This window comes from Streptomyces sp. NPDC007264 (assembly GCF_042869095.1).
In the GTDB taxonomy this organism is placed as follows: Bacteria; Actinomycetota; Actinomycetes; order Streptomycetales; family Streptomycetaceae; genus Streptomyces.
The window spans coordinates 21,856-35,253 of sequence record NZ_JBIAFD010000007.1 but is presented as its reverse complement, the minus strand read 5'-3'; the positions used below and the strand labels follow the sequence as shown (position 1 = coordinate 35,253).

Below are 13,398 nucleotides of genomic sequence, written 5' to 3'. Positions count from 1 at the left end.
GACCTTTCTATTCTCGCCGCACCGCGCTCAGTCATGCCCCCGACAATCAAGGAGGCGCAGATGCGCTTCGCACACCGCGTCGCGGCAGGGATCGCGACCCTGTTGCTGCCGCTCGCCGGCCTGACCGGCCTCGCGGGCCCCGCCCACGCCGCGACATCGGCCACCGCCACGTACGCCAAGACCCAGGACTGGGGAACCGGCTTCGAGGGCAAGTGGACGGTCACCAACTCCGGCACCACCTCCATCAGTTCCTGGACGATCGAGTGGGACTTCCCCTCCGGCACGTCCGTCACCTCGGCCTGGGACGCGGACGTGACGAACTCCGGGACCCACTGGACCGCCAGGAACAAGTCCTACAACGGCACCCTCGCCCCCGGCGCCTCCGTCTCCTTCGGCTTCAACGGCTCCGGCTCGGGCTCCCCCTCCGACTGCACCCTGAACGGCGCCGGCTGTGACGGCGGCGGCCAGGTCCCGGGAGACAGCCCGCCCTCCGCGGCGGGTACCCCGACGGCCTCCGCCGTCACGGACACCTCGGTGCAGCTGTCCTGGTCGGCGGCCACCGACGACAAGGGCGTCAAGAACTACGACGTCCTGCGCGACGGCACCAAGGTCGCCACGGTCACCACGACCTCGTACGCGGACACCGGTCTGAGTGCCGGCACCGACTACTCGTACACCGTCCAGGCGCGTGACAGCGCCGACCAGACCGGCCCGGTCAGCGGCGCCGTCGCCGTGCACACCACGGGCGGCACCACGAACCCGCCCCCGACGTCCGGCTCCGCCGTCAAGCTCGGCTACTTCACCGAGTGGGGCATCTACGGCCGCAACTACAACGTCAAGAACCTGGTGACGTCCGGCTCCGCATCGAAGATCACGCACATCAACTACGCCTTCGGCAACGTCACCGGCGGCAAGTGCGCGATCGGCGACTCGTACGCCGACTACGACAAGGCGTTCACGGCCGACCAGTCGGTCAGCGGCGTCGCCGACACCTGGGACCAGCCGCTGCGCGGCAACTTCAACCAGCTGCGCGAGCTGAAGGCGAAGTACCCGAACCTCAAGGTGCTGTGGTCCTTCGGCGGCTGGACCTGGTCCGGGGGCTTCGGGGACGCGGCCAAGAACCCGGCGGCCTTCGCGCAGTCCTGCTACGACCTGGTCGAGGACCCGCGCTGGGCCGACGTCTTCGACGGCATCGACATCGACTGGGAGTACCCGAACGCGTGCGGACTGTCCTGCGACACCAGCGGGGCCGCGGCCTTCAAGAACGTGATGGCCGCCCTGCGCGCCAAGTTCGGCTCCTCCGCCCTGGTCACCGCGGCCGTCACCGCCGACGGCTCGGCCGGCGGCAAGATCGGGGCCGCCGACTACGCGGGCGCGGCGCAGTACATCAACTGGTACAACGTGATGACGTACGACTTCTTCGGCGCCTGGGACGCGCAGGGCCCCACCGCCCCGCACTCGCCCCTCACCTCCTACAGCGGCATCCCGAAGGCCGGCTTCACCACGGCCGACGCGATCGCCGGGTACAAGGCGATCGGCGTGCCCGCCGGCAAGCTGCTGCTCGGCATCGGCTTCTACGGCCGCGGCTGGACGGGGGTCACCCAGGACGCCCCGGGCGGCACGGCCACGGGCCCGGCGGCCGGCACCTACGAGCAGGGCATCGAGGACTACAAGGTCCTCAAGACGTCCTGCCCGGCCACCGGCACCGTCGCCGGCACGGCGTACGCGCACTGCGGCAGCAACTGGTGGTCCTACGACACCCCGGCCACCATCGGCGCCAAGATGGCCTGGGCCGAGAACCAGGGCCTGGGCGGCGCCTTCTTCTGGGAGTTCAGCGGTGACACCGCGGGCGGCGAGCTGGTGAGTGCCCTGAGCAACGGCCTGTCGTGACCGGACCGGCCCGGCGGGTGGGGGTGAGCCGTCAGGCCACGTTCACCCGCTGGCCGGGCGGGGCCGCCTCCAGCCACGCGAGAAAACCGGTCAGCGCGTCCTCGCTCATCGCGAGTTCCAGGCGCGTGCCGCGATGGCGGCAGGCGAGGATCACCGCGTCGGACAGCAGCGCCAGTTCCTCCTCGCCCTCGGGGTCGCGCCGGCCGGCCACCTCGATGGCCGAACGTTCCAGGACACGGCGCGGGCGCAGCGCGTAGGAGAAGACGCGGAACCATTCGATGCGGTCGCCGCTGTAGCGGGCGACGCCGTAGCCCCAGCCCTTGCCGCTGGTGTCGGACTCCTCCGCGACGCTCCACCGGAGGCTGCAGTCGAAGGTGCCGCCGGAGCGCTGGATCAGCCGACGCCTGAGACCGAAGGCGAACAGCCCCGCCGCCACGAGTACCACGACCAATCCGCACACAGTCAGAGCGAGGACCATCGGCACCGACCTCCTCGTCTCCTAGGTAACGGAAAGGGAAAAACACCCGCATTCACCTCAGCCGCGGCCGGCACCGGATTGCTCCGGGCCGGCCGCGGCTGAGTCACATCATCGCAGGGCGCTCCCCCCGTGCCACGACGGCGCGGGAGGTACCCCCGTCATCAGCGCGTCGCCACGGCACGCAGTCGGACGTCCGCGCGGCGTTCGGCGGAGGCGTCGGCCTCCGCCTTCGCGCGCTCGAGCGCCCGCTCCGCGCGCTGGACGTCGATCTCGTCCGACAGTTCGGCGATCTCGGCCAGCAGCGACAGCTTGTTGTCCGCGAACGAGATGAAACCGCCGTGCACCGCGGCGACGACCGTTCCACCATCACTCGTACGAATGGTCACCGGGCCCGACTCCAGCACACCGAGCAGCGGCTGGTGACCGGGCATGACGCCGATGTCGCCGGACGTGGTCCGCGCGACGACCAGGGTGGCCTCGCCGGACCAGACCTGACGGTCGGCGGCGACCATCTCGACATGCAGCTCAGCAGCCAAGGGTGGCTCCTCGGGTCACCACCCGGCGGGAGGGCCGGGTGTTGGGATGAATTCTAGTAGCCGTGCGGAGGGGGACGGGACGCGGCCCGTGATCAGGCGCGGTCCCGTTCCCCTCCATCACGAGCACGGGGTCAGGAGACGCCCAGCTCCTTCGCCTTGTTCTTCAGGTCCTCGAGACCACCGCACATGAAGAACGCCTGCTCCGGGAAGTGGTCGTACTCACCGTCGCAGATCGCGTTGAACGCGGCGATCGACTCGTCCAGCGGCACGTCCGAACCGTCCACACCGGTGAACTGCTTGGCGGCGTGGGTGTTCTGGGACAGGAAGCGCTCCACGCGACGGGCGCGGTGGACGACGAGCTTGTCCTCCTCGCCCAGTTCGTCGATACCGAGGATCGCGATGATGTCCTGGAGGTCCTTGTACTTCTGGAGGATCGTCTTGACGCGCATGGCGGCCTCGTAGTGATCCGCCGAGATGTAGCGCGGGTCCAGGATCCGGGACGTGGAGTCCAGCGGGTCCACGGCCGGGTAGATGCCCTTCTCGGAGATCGGACGGGAGAGCACCGTCGTCGCGTCGAGGTGGGCGAAGGTGGTGGCCGGCGCCGGGTCGGTCAGGTCGTCCGCGGGGACGTAGATCGCCTGCATCGAGGTGATCGAGTGGCCGCGCGTCGAGGTGATGCGCTCCTGGAGCTGACCCATCTCGTCGGCCAGGTTCGGCTGGTAACCCACCGCGGACGGCATACGGCCGAGCAGGGTGGACACCTCGGAACCGGCCTGGGTGAAGCGGAAGATGTTGTCGATGAAGAACAGCACGTCCTGCTTCTGCACATCGCGGAAGTACTCCGCCATGGTCAGACCGGCCAGGGCGACGCGCAGACGGGTGCCCGGGGGCTCGTCCATCTGACCGAAGACCAGCGCCGTCTTGTCGAGGACGCCGGACTCCTCCATCTCCGCGATGAGGTCGTTGCCCTCACGGGTGCGCTCGCCGACGCCCGCGAAGACGGAGACGCCCTCGTGGAGGTTGGCGACACGCATGATCATTTCCTGGATCAGCACGGTCTTGCCGACGCCGGCACCACCGAACAGACCGATCTTGCCGCCCTTGACGTACGGGGTGAGGAGGTCGACGACCTTCAGGCCCGTCTCGAACATCTCGGTCTTGGACTCGAGCTGGTCGAAGTTCGGCGCCTTGCGGTGGATCGGCCAGCGCTCGCCGTCGTACGACTCGTCGACGTTCAGCACCTCACCGAGGGTGTTGAACACCTTGCCCTTGGTGAAGTCGCCGACCGGGACGGAGATGGCGGAGCCGGTGTCGGTCACCGCGGCCTGGCGGACCAGACCGTCGGTCGGCTGCATGGAGATGGCGCGGACCATGCCCTCGCCCAGGTGCTGGGCGACCTCCAGGGTCAGCGTCTTCTTCTCGCCCGCCTTCGCCGGGTCGGCGACCTCGACGTGCAGGGCGCTGTAGATCTCGGGCATCGCGTCGACGGGGAACTCCACGTCGACGACCGGGCCGATGACCCGGGCGACGCGGCCCGTAGCCGTCGCGGTCTCAACAGTGGTGGTCATTAGTAGTCACTCCCCGCGGTCGCGTCGGCCAGGGCGCTCGCGCCACCGACGATCTCGCTGATTTCCTGGGTGATTTCGGCCTGGCGGGCCTGGTTGGCAAGCCGGGTGAGCGTCTCGATGAGCTCACCGGCGTTGTCGGTGGCCGACTTCATCGCACGACGCGTGGCGGCGTGCTTCGAAGCGGCCGACTGGAGCAGCGCGTTGTAGACACGGCTCTCCACGTAGCGCGGCAGCAGGGCGTCCAGGACGTCCTCCGCCGAGGGCTCGAACTCGTACAGCGGAAGGATCTCGCCCTTGACGGGAGCGTCCTTCGCCACCTCGTCGAGGCTGAGCGGCAGCAGACGGGCGTCGACCGCCGTCTGCGTCAGCATCGAGACGAACTCGGTGTAGACGATGTGGAGCTCGTCCACGCCGCCGGCCGCCGTCTCCTTCTCGATGGCCTCGATCAGCGGAGCCGCGACCTTCTTGGCGTCCGCGTACGAGGGCTCGTCGGTGAAGCCCGTCCACGACTCCGCGATCTGGCGCTCACGGAAGTTGTAGTGGGCGACGCCGCGCCGGCCGACGATGTACGTGTCGACCTGCTTGCCCTCCCGCTCCAGCCGCGCCGTCAGCTGCTCCGCCGCCTTGATCGCGTTGGAGTTGAAGGCGCCGGCCAGACCGCGGTCGCTGGTCAGGAGCAGCACCGCGGACCGGGTGACCGTCTCGGCCTGGGTGGTCAGCGGGTGCTTGGTGTTCGAACCCGTGCCGACCGCCGTGACCGCCCGGGTGAGCTCGGTCGCGTACGGCGTGGAGGCCGCCACCCTGCGGTGCGCCTTGACGACGCGCGAGGCGGCGATCATCTCCATCGCCTTCGTGATCTTCTTGGTCGCGGTGACGGATCGGATGCGACGCTTGTAGACCCGGAGCTGGGCTCCCATGAGTCAGGTCCCTTCCTTACGTCACTTGGCGGCGGCGGCCGGAGTGTCCTCGCCGAGCAGCTTGCCGTCCGAGGTCTCGAACTGCTTCTTGAAGGCCGCCACGGCGTCGTCGATCGCCTGGATGGTGTCGTTCGACATCTTGCCGCCCTCCTTGATGGAGGTCATGAGGCCCTGCTCCTTGCGGTGCAGGTACTCGAGGAGCTCCTTCTCGAAGCGGCGGATGTCGGCGACCGGGACGTCGTCCATGCGGCCGTTGGTGCCGGCCCAGACGGAGACGACCTGGTCCTCGGTGGCCATCGGCTGGTACTGCGCCTGCTTCAGCAGCTCCACCATGCGCTGACCACGCTCCAGCTGCGCCTTCGACGCGGCGTCCAGGTCGGAACCGAAGGCGGCGAACGCCTCCAGCTCACGGAACTGGGCCAGGTCGACACGCAGTCGGCCGGAGACCTGCTTCATCGCGGGGTGCTGGGCGGAGCCACCGACGCGGGAGACCGAGATACCGACGTTCAGGGCCGGACGCTGACCGGCGTTGAACAGGTCGGACTCCAGGAAGCACTGGCCGTCGGTGATGGAGATGACGTTGGTCGGGATGAACGCCGAGACGTCGTTGGCCTTGGTCTCGACGACCGGCAGACCGGTCATCGAGCCGGCGCCCAGCTCGTCGGAGAGCTTGGCGCAGCGCTCCAGCAGGCGGGAGTGCAGGTAGAAGACGTCACCCGGGTAGGCCTCGCGGCCCGGCGGGCGGCGCAGCAGCAGGGACACGGCGCGGTAGGCGTCGGCCTGCTTCGAGAGGTCGTCGAAGACGATCAGGACGTGCTTGCCCTGGTACATCCAGTGCTGGCCGATGGCCGAGCCGGTGTACGGCGCCAGGAACTTGAAGCCGGCCGGGTCGGACGCCGGGGCGGCGACGATCGTCGTGTACTCCAGCGCGCCGGCCTCCTCCAGGGCACCGCGCACGGACGCGATGGTGGAGCCCTTCTGGCCGATGGCGACGTAGATGCAGCGGACCTGCTTCTTCGGGTCGCCGGTGCGCCAGTTGTCACGCTGGTTGATGATCGTGTCGACGGCCAGCGCGGTCTTGCCGGTCTGGCGGTCACCGATGATCAGCTGACGCTGACCGCGGCCGATCGGGGTCATCGCGTCGACGGCCTTGTAGCCCGTCTCCATCGGCTCGTGCACCGACTTGCGCTGCATGACCGTGGGGGCCTGCAGCTCGAGGGCGCGGCGTCCCTCGGTCTCGATCTCGCCGAGGCCGTCGATCGCGTTGCCGAGCGGGTCGACCACGCGGCCGAGGTAGCCGTCGCCGACGGCCACGGAGAGCACCTCACCGGTGCGCTGCACCGGCTGTCCCTCCTCGATGCCGCTGAACTCACCGAGGACGATGGCACCGATCTCGCGTTCCTCGAGGTTGAGGGCGAGGCCGAGGGTGCCGTCCTCGAACTTCAGCAGTTCGTTGGCCATGGCCGAGGGAAGACCCTCGACCTTCGCGATGCCGTCGCCGGCAAGGGTGACCGTACCGACCTCCTCGCGCGAGGCCGCGTCCGGCTTGTACGACTGGACGAAGTTCTCCAGCGCGTCCCGGATCTCCTCCGGCCGGATCGTGAGCTCCGCCATCTGGGTTCCCTGCTCTCCTTGTTGGGCCCGAAGTTTCTGTGGGGGTCTGGGGGCGACCCCCAGGAATCCTCTGCACGGCCCAACGCGGGCCGTAGTACTGCGTATGGAGTTGCTGCTAGCTCGCCATGCGGCGGCCGGCGTCCTCGAGTCGGTCCGCGATCGAACCGTTGATGACCTCGTCACCGACCTGCACCCGGATCCCGCCGAGGACCTCGGGGTCCACGTCGAGGTTCAGATGCATCCGGCGGCCGTAGAGCCTGGCCAGCGCGGCGCCGAGGCGCTGCTTCTGCCCGTCGCTCAGCGGTACCGCCGAGGTGACGACGGCGACCATGCGGTCACGGCGCGCGGCGGCGAGCCTGGACAGGGACTCGATGCCCGCTTCCAGGCTACGTCCACGCGGCGCGGTCACCAGGCGCGTCACCAGCCGCTCGGTCGTGGCGGCGACCCGGTCGCCGAGCAGCCGGTGCAGCAGCTCGACCTTGGCCGAGACGCTCGCGGCGCGGTCGGTCAGCGCGGCACGCAGCCCGGTGTTCGAGGAGACGATCCGCCCGAACCGGAACAGCTCGTCCTCGACGTCGTCCAGCGTGCCGGCCTTCTCGGCGGCGGTGAGGTCGGCGAGGTCGGCCAGCTCCTCCAGCGCGTCCACCAGGTCGCGGGACTGCGACCAGCGGGAGCGCACCATGCCGGCCAGCAGGTCCACGACCGGCTCGCCGACCTGGCCGCCCAGCAGCCGTCGGACCAGTTCGGCCTTGGCCTCGCCGTGCTGCGCCGGGTCGGTGAGGACCCGGCGCAGGCCGGCCTCGCGGTCGAGCAGCGCGGTGACGGCGGCCAGCTCGTCGGCGAGCTGCGCCGCGTCGGCGGACGTGGCGTCCGTCAGCGCGTCGAGACGCTCCCGTGCGGCGGCCAGGGCCTCGCGGCTCGCTCCGTTCATCGCGCCGCCTCGGCCTTCGAAGCGGCCTCGTCGAGCCCGTCGAGGAAGCGGTCGATGACGCGGCTCTGCCGGGCGTGGTCCTCGAGGGACTCGCCGACGAGCTTGCCGGCCAGCTCGGTGGCGAGCGCGCCGACGTCCTGCCGCAGGGCCTGCGCCGCGGCCTTGCGGTCGGCCTCGATCTGCGTGTGGCCGGCGGCGATGATCTCTTCGCGCTGCCGCTGGCCTTCCGCGCGCATCTCGGCGATCAGCACGGCACCCTGCTCCTGCGCCTCCTGGCGCAGACGCGCGGCCTCGTGCCGGGCCTCGGCGAGCTGAGCCTTGTACTGCTCCAGCACGCTCTGGGCCTCGACCTTCATGGCCTCGGCCTCTTCGATCCCGCCTTCGATCGCCGTGCGCCGCTCCTCCAGAACCTTGTTGATGTTCGGAAGGAGCTTCTTCCAGAAGAAGAAGAACACGATGGCGAAGGCGATGGTGCCGACGAGCAGCTCCGGACCGGCCGGGATGAGCGGGTTCTGCTCTTCCTCGGCCGCCAGCTGTACCAGGTTGGCGATCACATCAGTGCCTTTCGTCGATACGTGTCGGTAAGGAGTGGTTACTTACCGAACACGAACGGCATGACGATGCCGATGAGGGCGAGCGCCTCACAGAAGGCGAAGCCGAGGATCTGGTTGGCACGGATCAGACCGGCGGCCTCGGGCTGACGGGCCAGGGCCTGGGTGCCGTTACCGAAGATGATGCCGACGCCGATGCCGGGACCGATGGCGGCGAGACCGTAGCCGATGGAACCGACGGAACCGTGGACGGTGGCTTCGGCGGCGAGGGTCTGGAGAGCGGACATGCCGGTTCTTCCTTCTCTTTTACGGACCGGTGGGGGTTGGCCACCGGACGACCGGGGGTTGGGGTGCGGTGCGGGGCTCAGTGGTGCTCGGCCAGAGCGCCCTGAAGGTAGGAGCAGGCGAGGAGCACGAAGACGTACGCCTGGACGGCCTGCACGAAGAGCTCGAAGAGGATCATGGCCATGGTCATCACGAGCGAGACGCCCGCAGCCGGGATCATGTAGCTGTTCATCAGGTACCAGGAGGCGACGGTGAACATCACCAGCATCAGGTGACCGGCGAACATGTTGGCGAAGAGCCGCACGGCGTGCGTGAACGGGCGGACGAGCAGGTTCGAGAAGAACTCGATGACCATGACGAGCGGCAGCACCGCGCCGAGCGACTTGTCGTAGCCCGTGACGTTCTTGAAGAAGCCCACGAAGCCGTGGCGCTTGAAGGTCACCGAGATCCACATGATCCAGACGATCACGGCGAGGACCATCGGGAAGGCGATGACCGACGAGACCGGGAACTGGGCCAGCGGGATCACGGACCAGATGTTCATGATCCAGATGAAGAAGAACAGCGAGACCATGAACGGGACGTACTTCTCGCCCTCGCGCTTGCCGAGCGTCTCGTAGACGATGCCGCGGCGCACGAAGTCGTAGCCGGCCTCGGCCACCATCTGGAGCTTGCCGGGAACCACCTTCGCGTTGCCGAAGGCGGCCCAGAAGAAGCTGATCACGAGGGCGGTGGTGACGAGTGCGAGCAGCATCACCTTGTTGAACTCGTAGCCGCCCACGGTGAACAGCGGCTTGAAGAGGAAGGAGTTCAGGCCCGGAGCCGGAAAACCACAGCCGTTGTCGGACAGGATGCGGCAGCTCCAGTCAAAGGCGAGCTGGGTCTGGTCAGCACTCACCGCGGGCTCCTTCGGCGTGACGCATGGGTTCGGCAACCTCGTTGTGTCGGTGCGGCGCGCAGCCGCGGTTCGGCACCGGACTGGTGTGACGGATGTGGGGGCGGCTGTCGGGCGTCGAGCCTCGCGATTGAGCGGGCGTCAGCTCGGCTGCCCGCGCCCGCGATGCCGCAGTTGGCACCGGACGATAGCAGGATCTCTCAGCTGTCTTTATCCCGGCCCTACCCCTCACGACGCGGAGCCCGTCTTCTCGGGCCTGTGGCTCGCGCCGGAGTCGGGGTCGACGTAGAAGATCTTGGCCTTCATGTGGGCGCGCGCCTGCGCCGCCATCCACACCACGGTCGCGACGATGAGGCCGATCGCGAACGCCCTCGGGTTGAAGAGGGAGGTGTCCTTGAAGAGCGCCGCGAAGACCAGGAGCAGCAGGAGCTGGGCGACGTAGAGCATCAGGCCCATGGCCTGGAACAGCTGCGGGAGCGTTTTTGCCGTCCACTGCAGGACGTAGAGCCCGATCCCCATGAAGAGGAGGGCGAGCACCGTCCCGACGGCCGCCCCCAACGCCCCCTTGCCGCCGGCGACCACACCGCTGACGGCGACGACGAGCGCGCCGACAGCCACTGTGGGCACAGCGATCTGTACAAGGTTCCGGGCGTCTTTGGACAGCATGGCGGCAACTCCGCTTACTGAAGGGGGGCAGGGTGTCGTCATGGACGAGCGTAGTCCCGGGCCGAGCGCAAGCCTCACGCCGAGGGACCGTCACAGTCGGCCCTTCGGCTCTATCCCGGGGTTCTCGTGAACGGTATCACAAACTATTTGATGCGGTCTTTACCTTGAGGGTGTGCCAACTGTCACACATGAGTGTGAAGCTGCGCGTCTGTGCGGAGCAGCGGCCCTCTTGTCTGTTATTGAGGCGCTTTGCACCGTCAAGAGCGAGCAACGCGTTAGTCGAATTCTTACCTTGCGCGTCAGCGTGACGACCCGGCCTTGCGCCCGTCCAGGCGGGACCGGGGGCCCAGGGCCGTCGCGCCGTTGACGCTCGGGGCGCCCGCGGCCACCGGGGTGCGGTGCTCGCTCGGCCCGTCCTCGTAGCCGACGGCCGGCACCGGCTGCGCGTCCTCGGCCCGGAGCCGGCGCCGGCGCCGGTAGCGCGGGGGCACGAACGCCTCCGCCCAGCGGGGGGCCCGCGGCGTGAACCGCGGCAGCAGGAGCAGCACCAGGCCGACCGCGCTGAGCGCCATGATGCCGAGCACGATCCACATCGACGCCGAGTTCACGGAGTACGCCAGGGCGCCGAAGGAGATCAGCGCCGACCAGAAGTACATGATCAGCACGGCCCTGCTGTGCGAGTGCCCGATGTCCAGCAGCCGGTGGTGCAGATGCCCGCGGTCCGCCGCGAACGGCGACTGGCCGCGCCAGGTGCGGCGCACGATCGCGAGGAAGAAGTCGACGACCGGGACCGCGATGATCGTCAGCGGGAGCAGCAGCGGGATGTAGACGGGAACGGTCTGGTGGACGGTCGCGCGCTCGGAACCGGAGAAGAGGTTCATCGCGTCCGGGTCCACCTGGCCGGTGACGGAGATCGCACCGGCCGCCAGCACGAGACCGATCAGCATCGACCCGGAGTCGCCCATGAAGATCCGCGCCGGGTGCATGTTGTGCGGCAGGAAGCCCAGGCACATGCCCATCAGGACGGCCGCGAACAGGGTCGCGGGGGCCGCCGCCTCCAGCCCGTAGCCGTACCAGATCCGGTACGCGTACATGAAGAACGCGGCCGCCGCGATGCACACCATGCCCGCGGCGAGGCCGTCGAGGCCGTCGGCGAAGTTGACCGCGTTGATCGTGATGACGACCAGCGCCACGGTCAGCAGGGTGCCCTGCCACTGGGTGAGCGAGACGGTGCCCACACCCGGGACCGGCAGCCACAGGATCGTCAGGCCCTGCATCACCATGACGCCCGCGGCGATCATCTGTGCGCCCAGCTTGACCAGGGCGTCGATCTCGAACTTGTCGTCCAGCACGCCGATCAGCCAGATCAGCGCGGCCCCGGACAGCAGGGCCCGCGGCTCGTTGGACTTGGCGAAGACCTCGTTGAGGCCCTTGAGGTGGTCGGCGACCAGCAGACCCGCGCACAGGCCGAAGAACATGGCGATACCGCCGAGCCGGGGCGTGGGTTCCCGGTGCACGTCCCGGGCCCTGATCTCCGGCATGGCTCCGGCCACGATCGCGAACTTGCGTACCGGCCCTGTCAGCAGATACGTCACCGCGGCCGTGACGCAGAGCGTCAGCAGGTATTCACGCACGGGCTTCCCCACAGGTCTCGCTGGGCATCCTCAGCCCCACAGCGTAGCTTCGCGTGCATATGGTTGAGGACTCACGGGTAGCGACGATGGTTGCACGTGTGGCTGTGCACACCGTCGCGTGTTCCCCTCATCGGCCGGGATACGGCGGAAATCCACCGGTCAGCTCCCGCACTTCTTCACGCGTCCTCCTGGCGTCCGCCCCGCCGCGCAGCACGGACGCGAACAGTGCGGCGATGCGTGTCATCTCGTCCTCCCCCATGCCCTGCGTGGTCACCGCGGCGGTGCCCAGCCGCAGGCCGCGGGCGTCGCCGTGGGGCAGCACACAGGTGTCCAGGATCATGCCGGCCGCCGCGAGCAGTCCCCGTGCGGTGCGCCCGTCGACCCCGAGCGGGGAGGGATCGGCGGTCACCAGATGGGTGTCGGTCCCGCCGGTGGTGACCACCAGCCCCTCGGCGGCCAGCCCCGCGGCGAGCGCCCGGGCGTTGTCGACCACCTGCCGGGCGTAGGCGGCGAAGCCCTCCGTCGCCGCCTCCCCGAACGCGACGGCCTTGGCGGCGACGGAGTGCATCTGGGCGCCGCCCTGGGTGAAGGGGAAGACGGCCCGGTCCACCCGCTCGGCGAGTTCGCTCCCGCACAGGATCATGCCGCCGCGGGGTCCGCGCAGCACCTTGTGCGTGGTGGCGCAGACGATGTCGGCGTAGGGCACCGGGCTGGGCGCCGCCCTCCCGGCGACGAGCCCGATCGGGTGGGCGGCGTCCGCGATGAGATAGGCGCCCACCTCGTCGGCGACCTCACGGAAGAAGGCGTAGTCGATGTGGCGCGGATAGGCGATGGAGCCGCAGACGACGGCCTTCGGACGGTGGCTGCGGGCCAGGGCGCGCACCTGCTGGTGGTCGATGAGCCCGGACTCCGCCTCGACCCCGTAGCCGACGAAGTCGAACCAGCGGCCGGAGAAGTTGGCCGGCGAGCCGTGCGTGAGGTGGCCGCCGTGCGACAGGCCCAGGGCGAGCACGGTGTCGCCCGGCCTGAGCAGCGCGGCGTAGGCGGCGAGCACCGCGGACGACCCCGAGTGCGACTGCACATTGGCGTGTTCCGCCCCGAACAGATCCTTGGCCCGCTCCACGGCCAGGCGCTCGGCGACGTCCACGATCTCGCACCCGCCGTGGTAGCGGGCGCCGGGATACCCCTCGGCGTACTTGTTGGCCAGCGGGGAGCCGAGGGCGGCCAGCACCGCCGGTGAGGTGAAGTTCTCGGCTGCGATGAGCTGCAGCGTCGTCGACTGCCGGGCGAGCTCCGCGAGGAGGATCTCGGCCATCTCGGGGTCCTGGCGGCGCAGCACGCCGGCCTCGGGGGCGGGGGTGACGGCCATGGTGGCCTCCGGGCGTCGGGGACGTGGGACCACTGTAGGCCCGTGGTCCGGGCGACGCCCGGCC

Annotated in this window: 13 protein-coding genes; 1 reads left to right on the top strand and 12 read right to left on the bottom strand. The window is 69.3% G+C overall.

Annotated features, from left to right (window positions below; all coding sequences use genetic code 11):
• Positions 1-60: 60 nt before the first annotated feature.
• The gene (locus tag ACFYMU_RS13600; RefSeq protein ID WP_388372295.1) at positions 61-1,890 is read left to right on the top strand and encodes a glycosyl hydrolase family 18 protein; all 1,830 of its coding nucleotides are present in this window, start codon (positions 61-63) and stop codon (positions 1,888-1,890) included.
• Positions 1,891-1,921: 31 nt separating this feature from the next.
• Here ACFYMU_RS13600 and ACFYMU_RS13595 read toward each other — a convergent pair whose 3' ends face one another.
• The 12 genes from ACFYMU_RS13595 to glyA form a co-directional block, all read right to left on the bottom strand.
• The gene (locus tag ACFYMU_RS13595; RefSeq protein WP_388372293.1) at positions 1,922-2,368 is read right to left on the bottom strand and encodes a DUF2550 domain-containing protein; all 447 of its coding nucleotides are present in this window, start codon (positions 2,366-2,368) and stop codon (positions 1,922-1,924) included.
• A gap of 161 nt (positions 2,369-2,529) precedes the next feature.
• Positions 2,530-2,904 (bottom strand): F0F1 ATP synthase subunit epsilon, encoded by a 375-nt coding sequence (locus ACFYMU_RS13590; protein ID WP_388372291.1) that lies wholly within the window; start codon positions 2,902-2,904, stop codon positions 2,530-2,532.
• 131 nt (positions 2,905-3,035) lie between these two features.
• Positions 3,036-4,472, bottom strand: coding sequence for a F0F1 ATP synthase subunit beta (gene atpD / locus ACFYMU_RS13585; protein WP_388372289.1), 1,437 nt, complete (start codon positions 4,470-4,472; stop codon positions 3,036-3,038).
• Complete coding sequence (locus tag ACFYMU_RS13580; protein ID WP_388372287.1) at positions 4,472-5,389, bottom strand: F0F1 ATP synthase subunit gamma; 918 nt, start codon at positions 5,387-5,389, stop codon at positions 4,472-4,474. The genes atpD and ACFYMU_RS13580 overlap by 1 nt, the downstream gene beginning before the upstream one ends.
• A 21-nt stretch (positions 5,390-5,410) precedes the next feature.
• Positions 5,411-7,003: a F0F1 ATP synthase subunit alpha gene (gene atpA / locus ACFYMU_RS13575; RefSeq protein ID WP_388372285.1), complete on the bottom strand. Its 1,593-nt coding sequence runs from the start codon at positions 7,001-7,003 to the stop codon at positions 5,411-5,413.
• Between the two features lie 115 nt (positions 7,004-7,118).
• Positions 7,119-7,934: a F0F1 ATP synthase subunit delta gene (locus ACFYMU_RS13570; protein ID WP_388372284.1), complete on the bottom strand. Its 816-nt coding sequence runs from the start codon at positions 7,932-7,934 to the stop codon at positions 7,119-7,121.
• Entirely contained in the window at positions 7,931-8,488 is a 558-nt protein-coding gene (locus ACFYMU_RS13565) for a F0F1 ATP synthase subunit B (protein ID WP_388372282.1), read from the bottom strand. The genes ACFYMU_RS13570 and ACFYMU_RS13565 overlap by 4 nt, the downstream gene beginning before the upstream one ends.
• A gap of 38 nt (positions 8,489-8,526) precedes the next feature.
• Positions 8,527-8,772 (bottom strand): ATP synthase F0 subunit C, encoded by a 246-nt coding sequence (atpE, locus tag ACFYMU_RS13560; protein ID WP_388372280.1) that lies wholly within the window; start codon positions 8,770-8,772, stop codon positions 8,527-8,529.
• Positions 8,773-8,849: 77 nt separating this feature from the next.
• Positions 8,850-9,620, bottom strand: a complete 771-nt coding sequence (gene atpB, locus ACFYMU_RS13555) for a F0F1 ATP synthase subunit A (protein WP_388372894.1) — start codon at positions 9,618-9,620, stop codon at positions 8,850-8,852.
• Positions 9,621-9,893: 273 nt separating this feature from the next.
• Complete coding sequence (locus ACFYMU_RS13550; RefSeq protein ID WP_388372278.1) at positions 9,894-10,331, bottom strand: hypothetical protein; 438 nt, start codon at positions 10,329-10,331, stop codon at positions 9,894-9,896.
• A 299-nt stretch (positions 10,332-10,630) separates the two neighbouring features.
• Positions 10,631-11,965 (bottom strand): MraY family glycosyltransferase, encoded by a 1,335-nt coding sequence (locus tag ACFYMU_RS13545; protein ID WP_388372276.1) that lies wholly within the window; start codon positions 11,963-11,965, stop codon positions 10,631-10,633.
• A gap of 127 nt (positions 11,966-12,092) precedes the next feature.
• A complete protein-coding gene (gene glyA / locus ACFYMU_RS13540; protein WP_388372274.1) occupies positions 12,093-13,334 on the bottom strand; it encodes a serine hydroxymethyltransferase in 1,242 nt (413 codons plus the stop codon).
• Positions 13,335-13,398: the final 64 nt, after the last annotated feature.